Origin of the sequence: Brevibacillus invocatus, assembly GCF_003710915.1 — a bacterium.
Classification (GTDB): Bacteria; Bacillota; Bacilli; order Brevibacillales; family Brevibacillaceae; genus Brevibacillus; species Brevibacillus invocatus.
Genome location: NZ_RHHR01000045.1, coordinates 1 through 16,580, shown reverse-complemented (window position 1 = coordinate 16,580; position 16,580 = coordinate 1). Strand labels below are relative to the sequence as shown.

The window sequence follows — 16,580 nt, the reverse complement described above, 5'->3', positions numbered from 1 at the left end:
GCCAGTCTCAGCTAAACAGGTACCCCTCTATTGGATTACAGCGTTCGGACAATCGTCAAGCTCATCCATTCCTTTTCGTACAGGTCGATTTCATAGGGAGTGGTGACGGGAGAGCCATCCATCTCCTGCAGGATACGGATCGTCGGGCGATTGACGGCCAACGGATTAACCTGAGAGACGACCCCGATTTGTCCCGTATTGAGCTGGACAGTTGAAGCGACTGGATAGATCGCTACATGCTGCAAGAAGATCTTGAGCAATTCCAGATCGAAATAGGAATTGCCGGCAGCAAACAAAAATTCCGTCGCATCACTCGGTGAAAAGCTTTTGCGGAAGGGGCGGGTGGAGACGAGTGCATCGTATACATCCGCGATGGCCACGATACGTGCGTACTCATGGATTTGCTCTCCAGCCAACTCCCGTGGATATCCGGAGCCGTCGAAGCGCTCGTGGTGCTGCAGCGCACAGTGCGCGGACACCAGCGCGATATTGTGCTGGCTGCGCAGGATGTTGAAACCTTCCTCGGTGTGATAGCGAACCCTTTGACGTTCTTCATCACTGAGTGTCGTCTGGCGGCTCCACAGTTCCTTGGGCACCTGTGTCATTCCAATATCAAACAGCAAGGCTCCAACACCCAAATCCATCATCTGCTGCTGATTGTATCCCTTGGCCAGGCCTACGACCCCTGCCAGTACGGCAACATTCACAGAGTGATGGAAGAGGTAGCCATCGAGGACATGGAGATTGGTCAGATTCACCAAGACATCGCGTCGACCACTTAAGTCATTCATGATTTCGCGAAATACATTTTGAAAGGTATGACCAAAGTCAGTCATGGATGTCCGCCGTTTTACCTGTGGCTGATCTACCAGTGTTGTCATCGTTTTAAAGACCGTATCGACAGCTTCCTTCCGGGTTTCATCGCGAATCACGTCTTCCGGAATGATGTCTTCGGTATGCTTGTCCTGGATAAATAGCGTATCGATTCCCAAATGGACGAGTCGTTGAATATAGCGGTCGGTCAATTCCACACCCTGTCCCAAAAGTACGTTTCCATTCTCAAGAAAGATGCTTTTGGCTACAACTTCTCCAGGCTTGACCGAGGTAATATGCACTTTTCTCACGATGAAAGCCTCAGTTCTTTTCCGAATTTTCATGCTATATGAACTGTTTTTAGTAGAAATATAGTACTAATATAGCATAGAAATGGGAAAGTTGTGGAAATAAGATCGTACGCCGAACAAATTACTGTTCCGCTGCCTGATTCGAGCGGGAGAACCAGCGGAATGGATTGAGAGACCAACGCGGCTGGTGTTTGGCAAAGCGCTCCTTGCGGCGGGTCAGCCGCTGCTGCATCAAATCCATTTCGAAGGTGACGCGGCGCATCTCCAGGCGGAGGAATTCCTGCTTTTCTTCGATGTCCGCCATCTTCTCCAGGATCGTGGTCTGCGACTGATTCAGTGATCGCAGCTGCGTCAATTCGTGCTGAAACGCAACCAACGCTTCATGTACGGCATACTCCGCGTCTCTTAGCTTGGTCTGCGAGTCGAGTTGGTGGGAAGACATCGCCACGGCCGTTTCTTCAGCAGCAGTAGGTTCTTCCGCCATGAGCAGCTCTTCTGGAATATGGCCTTCTTCAAACATCTGGCGTTGGATATCGCGCAGAGAGCTGTTTCCTTTATCTTTTCGTTCCTTTACTTCTTTTAGCAGGGCAAAGCCTGTTTCGCTGATCAGGTAGTGACCCTGCGGATTTTTCAAACGTTCCTTTGCCGGTACAAACAAGTCCAGCCAGTTACGCAGCGTACGTACATGAACATCAAGGCGATCAGCCACCTCTTTTGAAGCCATCCAAACTTGTACATCCATCCCGAATCACTCCTTTTTTTCCTCTCGTATTCCCGGTGGGCTCATTATAGCACCATTTTTTTCCGGGAAAGAGAGAATCGACAAAGGTTCTAAAAAGTAGTGTCTTTTCGCGGCTTTTGGACAGCTGCGCAGTTTTTGTCAGAAGAGGAGGTCAAACTCATATTGACCGGGACAGGCGCGTAGAATGGAAGGAATGCTGAAACGTCTGGAGCAGATGAGGAGAGGATTGGCGATGCAACCTGTCATCTGGATGGTCTTGCTGAGCGCGGCTGCGGCCAGCAGTATCGGCGGACTGGTATTATGTCTGAAAAACTGGTCCAAACAAGCCATGCTTGCGATGATCAGTACAGGGGCGGGCTTGTTGTTGGCGATCACTTTTCTGGATTTGATGCCGCATGTGCTGGCTGCCAACGGTGGGCAGCTGATGCCCTTTGTGCTGGTAGGGTTCGCATTGGTTTACGTACTGGAGATGTTCTCCAACACGGGGAAGGAACGCGGCTCGTTCGGTATGGTAGGAATCATGACCGGCTTTTTGATTCATGCCTTGGTAGAGGGCGTTTCCTTAATCACGAGTTTTCGCTTCGACTCCGATATCGGAGCTTCTGTGGTGCTTGCCATGCTTTTGCACAAGATTCCTGACGGGGTTGCCGTGGCATCACTCGTGCTGGCTGTCACCCATTCGCGAAGCAAGGCGTTTTGGAGTGCGACCTCTCTAGGGGTAGCCACGGTGGTTGGAGCATTAAGCATGGAGGCGGTCGTCAATATTTTTCCCGCCAATCTCTCACCGATCATGCTGGCGATTACGACAGGGATCTTCCTCTATCTTTCCGCAAGTCATCTGGTTCCGTATATACAACAGGCGCGAAAATACCAGCTAGGCCTCTATTTTTTTGGCGCGATCATCGCCTACATGATGCTGTCGCTCTATTTGCATGGGAGTCATCCGCATGCATAATCTTGTTCTTTGCTTGCCAATCTATAGGAAAAAGCAGGTGTCTTCTATAGAAAAGGAGCTGTAGCAGCGATGAAGCACGATCAAGAGACGAGGGGTACGCAGGAAGCTGCCCCAATACCGGAGGAGTTTCCCGCTGCTGGGACATCGCTGAATCCGGTTGGCGACGTCTGGGGTTTTAACGTCGTCGAGCTTTCGTTGGAGCCTGGAGATAGCGAATCATAGCGAGTGTGAGCCCTGATCCTGCATTCTCTCTCGAAACTGTGGACGAGATCGGGTATAATGGCGGGAGTATGTGGAAAGGGGCGTATACATAATGAATAATTTGCTACAGGGAAAAAATATTGTCGTCATGGGCGTAGCCAACCACCGCAGCATTGCCTGGGGTATCGCTCAGTCCTTGCATCATGCAGGAGCTAATCTGATTTTTACCTATCAAGGTGATCGTTTACGTGAAAATGTAGCCGAGCTGGCAGCGAAGCTGGGCGGAGAATCTCTCCTGGTTAACTGCGATGTAACCAAGGATGAAGACGTGGAAGCAGCATTCGGCGTGATCAAGGAAAAGGTGGGTGTAATCCACGGTCTCGCACATTGCATCGCTTTCGCCAAAACGGAAGAGCTGGAAGGCGAATTCGTCAACACTTCCCGTGACGGCTATGCGCTGGCACAAGATATCAGTGCGTTCTCGCTGGTAGCGGTCGCACGTGCTGCACGTCCGCTGATGACGGAAGGCGGCAGCATCGTGACCATGACCTACCTGGGTGGCGAGCGTGTCGTGCAGAACTACAATGTCATGGGTGTGGCAAAAGCAGCACTGGATGCTTCTGTACGCTATCTGGCAAACGATCTGGGCAAGGAAAATATCCGTGTCAATGCGATATCCGCAGGTCCGATCCGCACCCTGGCTGCCAAAGGCATTCGCAACTTCAATGCGGTATTGAAAGAGATCGAAGAAAAAGCACCTTTGCGCCGTACCATTGATCAATCCGAGGTAGGCGATACGGCCCTGTTCCTGATGAGCCATCTGTCCAGAGGCATTACCGGTGAGATATTGCATGTAGACGCGGGCTACAGCATTATCGGCGGCTAGTATAAAAGGCTCCCTTCACACGCACACTAGGAAATAAATGTGTGTGGAAGGGAGCCTTTGTTCATGTATCTGCCGTTTATTTCCAATATGGAAGAGTTCATGATCTACATGGGAAGCGGTTTTCATTACCTACCGTCCCATTTCAGCGATGAAGCGGGAGGGGCGGGTCTTGCGCCCGAAGCGCTCGCGGGGGATACCGACGCTCAGACTGAGACGAGCACGGGTAATCGCCACGTATAGAAGTCTGCGTTCTTCTTCAAGTGCGGCGTGTCCCCCTTTTCGCAGCTCGTCCAACGTAAATTCATGGGGGAGGGCGCCTTCTACCAGATCGGGTAAAAACACGTGGTCGTACTCCAGACCTTTTGCCCTATGAATACTGAGAACGTGAACCGCCTCATCCGGGAGTGGCCGTTGTGTACGCCACTCTTTTTCCTGTTGGCTCATCTGGTCGATATAGCGTAAAAAGTCTGGGATCGTCGCATGTCGTTTGGCGGCGCTGACGATCTGCTGAAGCTCGTCACTCCAGCGTTCCCGGCCATTTTCCCGCTCCTTGGCACGTTTCTTCAAATAATCGCGCAGCTTGCCGTCCTCATAGATCAGCTCCAGTGCCTGTGCAGGTGGAGAGTGCCGACACGCCTCCAGAATTTCCTTAATCAACTGAAGATGCTTGCGTTGGAAAGGCTTCAGCTGTGGCAGTTGTGGGAGGACATGCAGGATCGGTACGTCTTCCAATATTGCCTGACTGCGCACTACATTCCACAGCTCAGAAGAAAGGTAGAGGGTGGGCAGGATTTCTTTTAGTGCATCCGTATCATCCGGGTTGATCGCAAGCCGCAGGTAATGGATGGTCCACCGGACAGTCTGCCTTTGATAGAAGGAATCCTCCTCCTGGGCGTAATGAAAAGCGATGCCAGCCTCACTCAACCGCTCCAGGATCGGGCGGGCAGACTCATTGGTACGAAACAGGATGGCGCAATCTCCGTGCGATACGCCCTGCTTATGGCGATGGGCAATCTCGTCGACGATGCGCGAAGCCTGTTCTTCCTCGTCGTCTGCTTCAAAAAGATAGGTTTCTCCTTCCTCGTGATGGAAGGAGCGGCATTCCTTTTCCCAGCGAGACCGATTGTTGCCGATCAGGGAATAGCTGAGGCTGACGATGGACGTATGGGAGCGGTAATTCACTTCCAGCGTAATCGTTTTTGCCTGTGGATAATCCTTGGTGAAGCCGAGAATATAATGCGGGTCGCTGCCGCGAAAGCCGTAAATGGACTGATCGTCGTCGCCGATCACACAGAGATTGTTATGTGGTGTGGCGAGGAGCTTGACCATCTCGTACTGGATGCGGTTGATATCCTGAAACTCATCGATCATGATGTGCGTAATCCGTTCCTGGTAGCGTTGCAAAAGAGCGGGATTTTCCTTGACCATCTCGTAGCAGCCGATCAGCATGTCGTCAAAGTCAAACCAGCCCAGCTTTTGCTTCGCTGACTCGTAGAGCGGGTAAAGCTGCTGCGCTTTCCGCTCCGTATCGTTGGCCGCTTCCCGATAGAGAGCTTCTTGCGGAAGGATGTACTCGTTTTTCCAGCGGCTGATGATTCCGAGTGCTTCGAGCATTTCATTTTCTTTCAGCGCAAGCAGTTCGTCATGTCCGATCAGAACGCCGCTTTCCCGGAGCATGCGCCACTTGTGCCACTCTTTTTTCAACAGGCGCTGCTGGTCCCAGCGCTCAGGCTGATGATGCAGCAGCATTCGGTAAAAGATGCTGTGAAAAGTACCGGCGACGAGCTCTCGGGCTTGTCTGGCGGGCAGTTCTCTGGCGATGCGTTGGCGGATCTCCTCTGCCGCTTTCGTCGTGAAGGTAACGACCATGATCTGCCGCGGTTCTACCCCTGTTTGCTGGATTAGATGGACGGTGCGGGATGTCATGACGCGTGTCTTTCCACTGCCAGCTCCGGCTAGAATCAAAAGCGGCCCGTCCGTCGTATGTACAGCTCGTTCCTGATTGGGATGAAGGGGCGTATTTTGACGCTCCTCCACGATGTGCTGAATCGTTTTTTTCGGCGTTAGCTTTTTTCGAAAGATCGCGGGCTTGGGTGCAGGGAGAGGGGGTGTGACGCTTCCTCCTATGGCCCTTTTTTTGGGCATGCGAAAAGAACCGATCATCGTGTCTTCATCTTCTGGCTGTTCTGTTCCTGCCGAAGAATCATTGGACGGGGAGGGAACAGCTGCTTCGGCTGCAGGTTCATCAAAGGCTAGAGTTGCTGCTGTCTCAGCCAGGGCAGGCATCCATTCGACTGCCGTCAGCTCGTCCTCTGCGGGGCAATCGATCCCCGATCGGTGTGTAAAATAAGGCTCAAAGCTGATCCCTGCGATCAAGGTCAGCGGTGAGGCACAGGCAGGACATGTCACCTTCCCCTGTCGGGCGACAAAGCGCCAGTGCGGTATGCGGTTGTAGGTCTCGGGCAGCAACAGGATAGGTTGGTTGTCGAGTAGGGCATGTTTCATCATGACAGGTCCATGTGCACCTCCTTATGTTGAGTAATCAAAGAAGAAGTGCCTCCTGGTGGCAGGAGACACTTGCCAACGATGTGTTGTTGTCAGGACTGGGCTTGCAGCAGCACCGTGTTTTCCGGAATGAGCGCTGTTTCGTCTTCGCCGACGTACGTGATCAGCACCCGGGTGATGCGGTGCTGCTGCCATTCACTTATCGTAAACAAATAGCGATGATACATGACCGATCTGCCATCGCCGACGGCTCCATTCAATTGATTGTATAGCCATCCGGCAATGGTGTCTACTTCGTTGGATATGACTTCAATGTCTATGTATTCGTTCAACAGAGTCAAAAGGGTTTTGCCGGAGACAGAGAGTTTATTGGGCGAGCAGACCTCGATTTCTGGCCGTTCATGCTCGTCAAATTCATCGCGGATCTCGCCGACCAGCTCCTCGAGAATGTCTTCCATCGTCAAGAGGCCTGCGGTGCCGCCGTATTCGTCGATGACGATGGCCAATTGCGTGCGTTGTCTTTGCATCAGGCGCAGAACATGGCTGATCTCCATCGATTCTGGTACGGCAAGCAATGGTCGAAGCAGACTTTTCAGATCAGCATGATCGGCAGTCAGTCCAGCGAGATAAAAGTCTGACGCGTGGATGAAGCCAATCAGGCGATCCTTGTCTTCATGGGCCACTGGATAGCGGGAGTGGCGATAGGAGCGGATGACCTGCAGGCTTTCCTCGTAGGTGAAATCGTCGTAAAGGCAGACCATTTCGATGCGCGGAATCATGATTTCCCGGGCAAGGCGCTCGGAAAAGACAAAGACCTTGTCGACCAAGGCGAGCTCAGTCTGGTCGATGTGCCCGCTCTTGTGGCTCTGGTTGACGAGCAGGCGGATTTCTTCTTCCGTATGACCGTGTTCGTGATCGGCAGCGGGTTCGATTCCCAGTCTTCGCAACAGGAGATTGGCTGTTCCGTTCAGTAGTCGAATCACAGGGTAACTGATTGTATAGAAAAGCATCAACGGAGCAGCGACCCACAAGGATGTGCTTTCAGCTTTTTGAATGGCCATGGACTTGGGGGCAAGCTCTCCGAAGACGATGTGCAAGAACGTAATCAGGGCAAAAGCGAGGACCAAAGAGATGGGTCCTGTTAAATTAGCAGGGAGGTGCAGGAATGAGAGCAAGGGCTGCACGAAGTGGGCAATCGCAGGTTCACCAATCCAGCCGAGACCCAGCGAAGCAATCGTAATGCCAAGCTGGCAGGCGGAAAGATAGGTATCCAGCTGTCGAGTCACTTTTTGCGCATACTCAGCTCTGATGTTGTTCCCTTCATTTGCGAGTTGTGTGAGACGTGTTTGGCGAACTTTGACCAATGAGAACTCTGCTGCGACGAAAAAAGCGTTCAACAGAACAAGGAACACGACAAGCAGCAGATTCAGGGTTATTTCCCCTATCGGACTCTCCAAGCACAGCTCCAGCCTTCCATCTTGGGAAGCGTGGAGAACTCACCTCCGTAAGCAAGAATGTACTTACATTCTACGAGCAACATGAGTAAAACATTCTTCCTGACAAAGCACTCCTAGATCAGTATACCAACAGCTGAAACGATGCGTCAAAGCACTCCGACGTGTTTTCAAGTTCAGAAAAATCAGCTGGACATACCCGAACTTTTCCTTACATACACATGTACGAGTGTCAGTCGCAAGGAGTGGGGGGAAATGTACTGGCTGCAAAAGACGATTGCAATCCTGACAGGAAGCCTGTTAGTGGCGATCGGCGTCAATCTGTTTTTGGTCCCTCATCGGTTGATGGACGGGGGCATGATCGGCATCGGTCTATTAACGACGTACTACCTGCAACTGCCTGCCGGGCTGGTCATGATTGGCGTTAGCATCCCGGTTTTTTTGATTGTCTTCCTCTATGATCGGCGTCTTTTTTTTCACAGCTTCCACGGTATGCTGATCTGTTCCTTTTTTATAGATATTTTTTCGATGCTCAGACCGTACAATATCTGGTCCACTGCGAGTTCGGCGATCATCGGCGGAAGTCTGATCGGTACGGGGATCGGACTAATGCTGGCCTACAATACCAATACCGGTGGTACGGATCTGATGGCGCAATTTCTCGCTAGGCGATTCAAGCTGCCTGTAGCCCTGCTGATTCTGGCCATTGACGGGATTATCGTCGGCTTTTCTTTACAGGTGATCGGACTCGAACGAACGATTTTTTCCTTGTTCACGATCATAGCGGTGGCGGCTACCACGCATATGTTCAGTGGACTCGGACGGCCTCTGCCCCCGTATACGGTCATTGGACCATTGCGTTCAGGGTTGCCGAAGCGTGTTGTCCTCATGGCATCGAAGGAAAAAACACGATGAGTCTTGTATGGGAAAGGGATGACGGAAAAAATGGAGAACATAAATAGGAAAACAAGGAAATGAGGAACGTAAGGTGTCTACCAATACCCCAGTTATGATTTCGGAGCGAGTCGGATACTTTCCCGGTCATGTGAATATCGGACTTGTTCTTGGGCACAGTGGCGCGATCCTGATTGATTCAGGGCTGGATACGCAAACCGCGAAAAAAATCAAGAAAGGGCTGGACGCCATCGCCCAGCCCTTGTGTGCTGTCATTCAAACACACGCCCATGCCGATCATTTTGGTGGCAACGCCTACTTGCTCGGTTGCTGGCCAACGGCACAGGTGTATGCACCGCCCCTGGAAGAGGCGATCATTCGTTACCCGATTCTGGAGCCAATCTACCTGAATATGGGTGCAGAACCGCTTGATGCCCTGCGCAACAAATTTCTCCTTGCCCAAGCTTCTCGGGTGGACCACCTCCTTCCCGTCGATGGTGAAATGGAGATTGACGGTGTGAGCCTTTCCATCCTTTCTCTGCCGGGGCATAGCTGGCAGCAGGTTGGTGTGGTATGTGACGAGATTTGCTTTGCCGCCGACAGTTATTTGGGTGAAGGTGTATTGGAAAAGCATAAGCTGCCATTTTTGGTGGACGCGTATGAGACTTTACTCAGCATCGCCAAACTGATGGAGACCAGCTACAGGGGATACCTGCCGGGTCACGGAGCTTTCACCACCTCCGTCCAGGATGTACTGAACAAAAACAAAGAGTGGCATGAGCGCATCTACCGTTTGGTTGAAGAAATTCTGGATGTGGAATGCACCCTGGAAGATGCATTGGCACGGGTGTGCGATCGGTTGGAGATTCACATCGAAAACGCTTCCAATTATGTTTTGTTTCGAACGGCCTTGATGGGGTACCTGATCGGACTGAGCAAGGAGCAGAGAGTGACCTATCGATTTGTCTCGAACAAATGGCTGTGGAGCAGGGCAGGCTTGCTTCAGGATGGTGGAGAAGGTGAAGAGAGGTAATCAGCAATTTCCGCCAGCTTGTGTTCGGCTGCTTCGCGGACGGACTTCGGGATAAAGAAAAATTCCTCTGTCTCGGTGCTCATGCTGAACTTTGCTTCGAGATAGGGATGACCCAATTTGACAGTTAGCTCTCCTTTACCTGTATTGGTGCTGGAAAAATTGGTGGGGATTCTGAGGAAATAGCTGCTGCTGCTTGCGGAGTCATAAATGACGACATCATACGTGGGCATACTGTCGCCCCCTGATCGTTGAAAGCCCTGCTGCCTTAGCATTTGGTCAACATAGGAGAGTGGCTGCACGACGCCGGTCAGGGTTTTGTTTTTTAACCGCATGGTCATCCTCCTTGGTTTTACCTTTGTAAATCGGGTTTGCTACCATCCTATGTAGCAGTATCCGTATTCAGACTTGAGAAAAAGAAAAGAAGGAGTGGATATCACGATGAATAAGCGCATGGATTTACATACCCATACGAAAGCATCAGACGGCACCTGCGAGCCTGCGGAAAATGTACGTCTGGCCAAGGAAGCAGGACTTACTGGGCTGGCGATCACGGATCACGATACGGTCGCGGGAATTCCAGCGGCACTCGAAGCGGCCGTCGAGCTGGGGGTGGAAGTCATTCCCGGGGTAGAGGTCAGTTCGTCAGCACGTGGACAGGATATTCACGTACTCGGCTATTTTGTTCCGTATGAAGACGCGGCTTTTCAGGCAAGGCTAGTGGGGCTGCGTGAAACTCGGCATGAGCGACACAAGCTGTTAATCGCACGATTGCAGGAGCTGGGTATACCGATCACACTCGAAAAAGTTTACAGCAGAAAGCAGGGTACGGATAAAAACATCGGTCGGCCGCACATCGCAGAGGAAATGATGGAGCTGGGAGTGGTCAGCACGATCGAGGAAGCCTTCGAGAAGTACTTGGGAAAAGGCGGAGCTGCCTATGTGAATCCACCGCGCATCACTCCACAGGAAGCCATTTCAATGATTAAGGATGCGGGGGGAGTAGCTGTACTCGCACACCCCGGTCTTTACGAGGATGATGAGCTTGTCCGTGAGTTGATAGAATTTGGATTGGATGGCATCGAGGTTTACCATCCAGATAACGATGCAGCGCAGCGGGAGACGTACAGCAGTTGGGCAGAAGAATTTGACCTGATCGTGACGGGCGGGTCAGATTTTCACGGCTGGCGTGGCGAGGAGCCCTTTCATGCCATGCTCGGCTCCCATACAGTGGCTGTCGAGGCTGTGGAGCGGATGCGGGAGCTTGTAGGCAAGCGCAGGTTGGGATAGGAGAATGATGAAAAAGGCACTCTAACGCTCGGAAAGAGCAAAAAGAGTGCCTTTTTCTATTACCTCGGGTCCAGTTTTTTTACCATCGCGATATGCTCAATACCGGCTTCGTCGAACACATCGCCATGAGGCTCGTATCCCAGTTTTTCATAGAAGCGCTGGGCATGTGTCTGGGCGTTTAGCTTCAGGGCTTGGAAGCCTTTCTTCTGGGCTGTTTCTTCCATGACCAGCATGATTTGACGACCTAGGCCTGTCCCGCGCTCGGTTTTGTTGACGGCGACGCGTTCGACTTTGCCAACACCTGGAGCATAGGGACGAAGGCGACTTGCTCCCACGGGTGTGTCATCTTTGTAGGCGACAAAATGGATCGTTTTGCTCCCAGCCTGATCGTGCTCGTCGATTTCGAGATCAGCCGGAACTTCTTGTTCTTCGATAAATACGAGTTTTCGCACAGACATGGCGTCGGCCATTTCCTGTTCGGATTGAACGGTTTGGATGCGATAGGTTTGACTCATAGCAGACACGTCCTTTTTTTCGTGCAAAAGATCCCTCCCCGCTTCACTTGCAGGGAGGGTCGTTTTGTGTGAATGGATGAGGAGATTACTTTTTTTTCAGAAGAAACGTCTGGTAAACACTCCAGATCCCGTCCTCCAGCTGATAGATCAGGTGGAAGCGATCCACTTCGGAGGTGAGGTCGAACTTCACCATGCTCAGTTGTCCGGTCACGTCACGCAGCTCATCGTCGGATAAGTCGCGCCCGATGGTCAGATGCGGAACGAATGCGTAGGTTTCCTTGTCGGAGACACATTGCTTCACGATCTTTTGGTGCAGCTCGGCAAATGGCTCTTTGTTTTGCAGAGCCAGATAAATCACGTTATTGGTCGGATGGAAGCTGGATACCCGGTGAAAGTTAGCGGTAAAAGGATCAGTGGAGGAGGCAACCTGCTCCAGATGCTCAACCAGCTTGGGTAGACTGGATTCGTCGAGATCAAATGCTTCTTTCAAACGAATATAGGGTGGAATCAACGCATACGCGGGGTCATATCGCTTCCGGTATGAATTGGCTACTTCCTGCACCTTGCTGGATGGAAAAACGACGATACTGTACAACATCGAGAACCACTCCTCCTTCACTCTCTATTGAGACTAACTAAGAAATAATTTTAACAGAAAATTCTTCATTTGTGTAATGTTATGCGTGGGTCAGTATATTCCTGTGGCAGCAGGGGAGACTGTGAATGTAAGGAGGTGGCGTAGCAGTTGCATGTAGCCATGATGATCACATTCATATTTCTAGTCTTGCTCCTACTGTCCGTGCTTACCTTCACGATTTTGTCGGTCATCCGCAAGGTAGAGTTCGAAGAGATGCTCGTAACGCCGGTAAAGGAAAAAGGTCCGCAAGAGGAACAGCAGCCACGGTAAGTTTACCCCAGAAGTGCTCGCAGCATACGAGGTAAATGAGTTTGCCAGTGGCCCCAAGTATGGTCACCCTCAAAGGTCTCAAAGGCCAGGGTGACCATTTTTGTTTGCAGGATGTCACGCAGCTCTTCGTTGGCCGTGACCAGATCAAGCGAGCCACGCGTGCTTTTCACAGCAGTCTCTTCTGTACCAATCTGCATATAGAGGGAGAGCGGAACGGAGATCGGGGTCTCGGCAACCCGTCTGTTCAGCTCAGCATCCATCGCAATGGACTGGCTGGCTACCTGTCCAAACGTATTCGGGTAGGCCAAGGCGGTAAACAAGGAAACGACTGCGCCAAGGGATACGCCTACCAATGTGCGTCCATTTCCAAGCGGATGCGTCGAGTAGTGCGTGTCCATGTAGCGGACGACCTCTTCTGCCAGGAAGCGGCGGTACGCGAGATGCTCGGCACCGTCCGGATGGTAGCGGGATGTTCGTTTTTCTTTATCTACAGGCAGAAAAACCGCGATGAGATCAGGCAGTTCTTTTTGCTGAATCATTTCGTCCAATAGGGTTGCAAATTTGCCTAGGGACAAATAGTCCGCGCCATCCTGCACATAGAGGACAGGATAGGAGTAGAGCGGAGAGTAGCGTTCCGGTGTGTAGACGATCAATGTTTCCGGCGTTCCCAGATGCCGGCTGTGCACGACGATTTCCTCAAGAGCCACAACGATGTCCCTCCTTAGGGGTATTCTGGTCCATATTATACAGGAGAAGAGGGGGTTTCCATACTTTTGGATGTGCGTTTGCCCTTTCGGGCTGGTTGTTTGGGGGAAGTCAGGATGCTTAGCAGCACATGCGCTTCTTTTCCTTTTGTTCAAATTTGTCGCAATTTTACTACCGTATGATACTATGGTAATGAACGACTTCACAAGAATGGTTTGGAAGGGGTTGTCTCAACCATGAAAAAGCAGGTACACAGTATAGATGTTCGCAACGCTGCGCTCGCGCGCCTAGAGGAGCGGGGCGTATCGCTAAAGGATATTGCCGAGATCGTCTACGAGATGCAAGCTCCTTATCATCCACAGCTTACGCTGGATCATTGCATTGACAGCGTGAAGGCCGTGTTGGAAAAGCGGGAAATGCAGCACGCCATCCTGGTTGGCGTCGAATTGGATACACTGGCGGAGAAAGGCTTGCTGTCCGAGCCGCTCCAGACGATTATCGCGCAGGACGAAGGCTTGTTTGGCTGCGATGAGACCTTGGCTATTGGGTCAGTATTTGCTTACGGGAGTATCGCGGTGACGACCTTCGGTCATTTGGATAAGCATAAGATTGGGGTTATCAAGAAGCTGGATACGAAGCTGGCTGAGGATGGGAAGGTGCATACGTTCCTGGATGATTTGGTGGCTAGCGTGGCGGCTAATGCGTCCAGTCGGATGGCCCATCGGATGCGGGATGAGCAGGAAGCGGAAGCGGCGAGGGTAGAGGCTTTGGCGGAGTTGAAGGTCGAGGAGAAGGAAGATCGTGGGGAGCAGGTTGGGTAGTTGTAGGGTAGGATAGGGTAGATAGGATGGTGGCAGCACTTGCGTGCTGAATGGTAGGTAGAGTGAGGGAGTCATTTTGCAGGGGGCTGCATGCAGGCGTTCGTGAGGAGTTTCGCGGGGGCTTGGATGGGAGAACTGCAAGATGGCTCTTTTTCGCTGGGGGTGGGCAGGGAAGGTGGCTGCACTTGCGTGCAGATAGTTGGGGTGAGGGAGGTTTTTGGGTTGCGCTTTTGGTGGGAGTGAAAAATTTTACAGAAAATCGATTTTTCCTCTTGAAAATGAATTTACGATCATGTATAGTAATATTTGTGATCGACGTCCGGTGCGATTCGGGCCCTTAGCTCAGTTGGTCAGAGCGGTCGGCTCATAACCGATTGGTCGTAGGTTCGAGTCCTACAGGGCCCACCATTAAACGTAATGAGGGCGTTTGGTAAGTAAGATACATATTGACATGATCCGGTAGCTCAGTTGGGAGAGCACCATCTTGACAGGGTGGGGGTCGCTGGTTCGAACCCAGTCCGGATCACCATATTGCAAACACTGAAACCCTTGGTAATCAAGGGTTTTTCTTATGTCCCTGTCCATCCACCCTGACAACACAATCCCTCTTCGTTGTCGCTTGACAACATTTTGACAACCTTTATTCAACTAAAGTTATTTTGAGCGCTTCTGTTTCATCATTTTCTCGAAGTTGTCAGCAGCATCTTTTTGCATGTCTGGCATGACGTGACTGTAAACGTCCATCGTAATTCCTACCCTGCTGTGGCCTAGGCGTTCTGAAACGACTTTGGGATGCTCGCCCATCTGCAGCAACATGGTTGCGTGAGTGTGGCGAAGATCGTGGAAACGGATGGGAGGCAGTCCGCTTTTCTTTGTGATACGCTCGTAGTGTCTGAGAAGGTTACGAGGATCCTGCGGGCGTCCATCGTCATAGCTGACAACAAGATCATTGTCCTGATATCCCTCTCCATACTCGAGGCGGAATTTATTTTGTCTTGCCTTATGTCGTTTCAACTCGTGCAATACGAACTGCGGAATAGCAATCCTGCGTTTTGCACTTTTCGTTTTTGGCTCCTGGAAGATAATACCATGATTGGCCGGACGATAAAGTGTTTGTTGAATACTGATTTTGGCTTGCTCGAAGTCGATGTCTTTCCAGCGTAAGCCCAGAATCTCTCCTCGCCGCATGCCGGTATAGATGGCAAGTACAAAGGCAATGTAATACTTGTCCTTTTCGGCATAAGACAAGAATTCATTTGCTTGTTCTGGAGTCCATGTGATGATTTCCTTTGCTGTAAGGCGTGGGGGATCAACGTGATCCATAATGTTTTTCGGAATGAGCTGCCACTTCACAGCTTGGTTTATGGCTTTCTTTAGCACCGCATGGATGTACTTGACGTAATCCGCTGACAGATCTTCTTTTTGCAGCTCGGTGAGGTACTTCGTAACTTGAATCGGGGTGAGCTTGTCCAATTCGATTTTTCCCAGAGCGGGAATGATTCGGCTGTTTATTACCGTTTCATGATTGGTGTAGCTAGATGTCCTCAAAGTTGATTTCGCATGGTTCTCTAACCAGAATTGCAGATAGCTTTCCAGGGTCTGCTTTTTGGAGATGACCAGCTCCCCTGTATCATATTTTGTAATCATCTCCGCACACGCGATTTCGGCCTCCTTTTTAGTTTTGAAGCCTGATCGAGTGATTTGCCTACGTTTTCCGGTTTCATCCGTGCCAAGGGAAATCGCAAATGACCAGGTGCTGCCTCGTTTTCTGAAATGTCCCTTCATTGTTTGTTCCTCCTATCATTGAATTTCCTAGAAAGGTAAGTCTTCATCACTTATATGTACGGTTTTCTGTGGGGAAGAAAATAGATCAGATGCGTCATTTTTAATGATTTTTTCTTGGTGCTCAACATCCCATGCTTTAAGCAATTCATTTTCAAAAAATGTTGTTTTTTCACCGCATTTTATACAATAACGAGCGTTTCCTTCTGCTATAGTTCCACATTCCCATGGTTCATTTTTGTAGGTGTCGTAACCGGAAGAGCTGCATTTGTTTATGATTGTTACCCCACATATTTTACAAAATTCCCCGCCATTTATTTGTTCGTTTGAGCACCTTGGACATATCAAAGCACGTCCTTTTGAATCAAGTTCGAACCCATCGTAAATCATGCTACTAACACCTCTTTTTCTTAAAAGTCGTTTATAGCTACAGACAGGGCAATGTTTTGCCTCTTTAGAAACAAAATAATGTTTACATCTAATGCAATGTTTTTCATGCTTATTTATATAAATGAATCAATTTCATAAATCTGAGCCCTACGGGCTCAAGGTTTTTTGAGCATAGAAAAAGGAGTACCTCCCCAAATCTCTAATAAGTTAAGTGCAACCAAAACTTATGAGAACTGGAGGTGACTCCCAATGTCCATTATAAGACAAGGAAGCCTGTTTGATATACAAGAATTATTCGATTTAGAACCTCCCAAACGATTTGGAGCGATTTTTTCCACCCTTGACATCGATCCGATTCTTTGTGTTATCTCCAAAAAGT

18 protein-coding genes and 2 tRNA genes are annotated in these 16,580 nt (G+C 50.5%); 10 read left to right on the top strand and 10 right to left on the bottom strand.

The genetic code is table 11. The annotated features are described in order from the left end of the window. Positions 1-35: 35 nt before the first annotated feature. Positions 36-1,124 carry an HD-GYP domain-containing protein gene (locus EDM52_RS20760; protein WP_122910859.1) on the bottom strand — a complete coding sequence of 363 codons (1,089 nt, stop codon included), beginning with the start codon at positions 1,122-1,124 and terminating at the stop codon, positions 36-38. A 121-nt stretch (positions 1,125-1,245) separates the two neighbouring features. Then, a complete protein-coding gene (locus tag EDM52_RS20755) occupies positions 1,246-1,866 on the bottom strand; it encodes a MerR family transcriptional regulator (RefSeq protein WP_122910858.1) in 621 nt (206 codons plus the stop codon). 232 nt (positions 1,867-2,098) lie between these two features. On the opposite strand from EDM52_RS20755, the gene EDM52_RS20750 reads away from it, so the two are divergent. The 3 genes from EDM52_RS20750 to fabI all read left to right on the top strand — a co-directional run bounded on the left by EDM52_RS20750 (position 2,099) and on the right by fabI (position 3,908). Next, positions 2,099-2,821, top strand: a complete 723-nt coding sequence (locus EDM52_RS20750) for a ZIP family metal transporter (RefSeq protein WP_122910931.1) — start codon at positions 2,099-2,101, stop codon at positions 2,819-2,821. Between the two features lie 69 nt (positions 2,822-2,890). Continuing rightward, on the top strand, positions 2,891-3,043 hold the full coding sequence (locus EDM52_RS24830; protein ID WP_183185247.1) for a hypothetical protein: 153 nt from the start codon (positions 2,891-2,893) through the stop codon (positions 3,041-3,043). Positions 3,044-3,134: 91 nt separating this feature from the next. Further along, positions 3,135-3,908: an enoyl-ACP reductase FabI gene (fabI, locus tag EDM52_RS20745; RefSeq protein WP_122910857.1), complete on the top strand. Its 774-nt coding sequence runs from the start codon at positions 3,135-3,137 to the stop codon at positions 3,906-3,908. Between the two features lie 129 nt (positions 3,909-4,037). On the opposite strand, the gene EDM52_RS20740 is transcribed toward fabI, so the two are convergent. Both EDM52_RS20740 and EDM52_RS20735 read right to left on the bottom strand, forming a co-directional pair. Beyond that, positions 4,038-6,413 carry a UvrD-helicase domain-containing protein gene (locus EDM52_RS20740; protein ID WP_122910930.1) on the bottom strand — a complete coding sequence of 792 codons (2,376 nt, stop codon included), beginning with the start codon at positions 6,411-6,413 and terminating at the stop codon, positions 4,038-4,040. 92 nt (positions 6,414-6,505) lie between these two features. Then, positions 6,506-7,876 carry a hemolysin family protein gene (locus tag EDM52_RS20735; RefSeq protein ID WP_122910856.1) on the bottom strand — a complete coding sequence of 457 codons (1,371 nt, stop codon included), beginning with the start codon at positions 7,874-7,876 and terminating at the stop codon, positions 6,506-6,508. A 246-nt stretch (positions 7,877-8,122) separates the two neighbouring features. Between EDM52_RS20735 and EDM52_RS20730 the strand changes: the two genes are divergently transcribed. Further along, positions 8,123-8,782, top strand: a complete 660-nt coding sequence (locus EDM52_RS20730; RefSeq protein WP_122910855.1) for a YitT family protein — start codon at positions 8,123-8,125, stop codon at positions 8,780-8,782. 94 nt (positions 8,783-8,876) lie between these two features. Beyond that, positions 8,877-9,794, top strand: coding sequence for an MBL fold metallo-hydrolase (locus tag EDM52_RS20725; RefSeq protein ID WP_122910929.1), 918 nt, complete (start codon positions 8,877-8,879; stop codon positions 9,792-9,794). Here the strand turns inward: EDM52_RS20725 and EDM52_RS20720 are convergent. Continuing rightward, positions 9,764-10,126: a hypothetical protein gene (locus tag EDM52_RS20720; RefSeq protein ID WP_122910854.1), complete on the bottom strand. Its 363-nt coding sequence runs from the start codon at positions 10,124-10,126 to the stop codon at positions 9,764-9,766. The two genes, EDM52_RS20725 and EDM52_RS20720, sit on opposite strands and share 31 nt — an antisense overlap. A 106-nt stretch (positions 10,127-10,232) precedes the next feature. Here EDM52_RS20720 and EDM52_RS20715 point away from each other — a divergent pair, with 106 nt between their 5' ends. Then, positions 10,233-11,081, top strand: a complete 849-nt coding sequence (locus tag EDM52_RS20715; protein WP_122910853.1) for a PHP domain-containing protein — start codon at positions 10,233-10,235, stop codon at positions 11,079-11,081. A gap of 59 nt (positions 11,082-11,140) precedes the next feature. Here EDM52_RS20715 and EDM52_RS20710 read toward each other — a convergent pair whose 3' ends face one another. Together EDM52_RS20710 and EDM52_RS20705 are read right to left on the bottom strand one after the other, a co-directional pair. Continuing rightward, positions 11,141-11,596, bottom strand: coding sequence for a GNAT family N-acetyltransferase (locus EDM52_RS20710; protein ID WP_122910928.1), 456 nt, complete (start codon positions 11,594-11,596; stop codon positions 11,141-11,143). An 85-nt stretch (positions 11,597-11,681) separates the two neighbouring features. After that, positions 11,682-12,194, bottom strand: coding sequence for a YjcG family protein (locus EDM52_RS20705; protein WP_122910852.1), 513 nt, complete (start codon positions 12,192-12,194; stop codon positions 11,682-11,684). A gap of 147 nt (positions 12,195-12,341) precedes the next feature. Here EDM52_RS20705 and EDM52_RS24825 point away from each other — a divergent pair, with 147 nt between their 5' ends. Beyond that, positions 12,342-12,503 carry a hypothetical protein gene (locus EDM52_RS24825; protein ID WP_183185245.1) on the top strand — a complete coding sequence of 54 codons (162 nt, stop codon included), beginning with the start codon at positions 12,342-12,344 and terminating at the stop codon, positions 12,501-12,503. A gap of 2 nt (positions 12,504-12,505) precedes the next feature. Here EDM52_RS24825 and EDM52_RS20700 read toward each other — a convergent pair whose 3' ends face one another. Beyond that, on the bottom strand, positions 12,506-13,210 hold the full coding sequence (locus EDM52_RS20700; protein ID WP_122910851.1) for an alpha/beta hydrolase: 705 nt from the start codon (positions 13,208-13,210) through the stop codon (positions 12,506-12,508). A gap of 234 nt (positions 13,211-13,444) precedes the next feature. On the opposite strand from EDM52_RS20700, the gene EDM52_RS20690 reads away from it, so the two are divergent. The 3 genes from EDM52_RS20690 to EDM52_RS20680 all read left to right on the top strand — a co-directional run bounded on the left by EDM52_RS20690 (position 13,445) and on the right by EDM52_RS20680 (position 14,558). Further along, on the top strand, positions 13,445-14,029 hold the full coding sequence (locus EDM52_RS20690; protein WP_122910849.1) for a phosphatidylglycerophosphatase A family protein: 585 nt from the start codon (positions 13,445-13,447) through the stop codon (positions 14,027-14,029). A gap of 331 nt (positions 14,030-14,360) precedes the next feature. After that, positions 14,361-14,437: transfer RNA gene (locus EDM52_RS20685), tRNA-Ile, on the top strand. A 45-nt stretch (positions 14,438-14,482) separates the two neighbouring features. After that, positions 14,483-14,558: transfer RNA gene (locus tag EDM52_RS20680), tRNA-Val, on the top strand. A 125-nt stretch (positions 14,559-14,683) separates the two neighbouring features. Here EDM52_RS20680 and EDM52_RS20675 read toward each other — a convergent pair. Next, positions 14,684-15,814 (bottom strand): site-specific integrase, encoded by a 1,131-nt coding sequence (locus tag EDM52_RS20675; RefSeq protein WP_122910848.1) that lies wholly within the window; start codon positions 15,812-15,814, stop codon positions 14,684-14,686. Between the two features lie 27 nt (positions 15,815-15,841). Then, positions 15,842-16,201, bottom strand: coding sequence for a hypothetical protein (locus EDM52_RS20670; RefSeq protein WP_122910847.1), 360 nt, complete (start codon positions 16,199-16,201; stop codon positions 15,842-15,844). Positions 16,202-16,580: the final 379 nt, after the last annotated feature.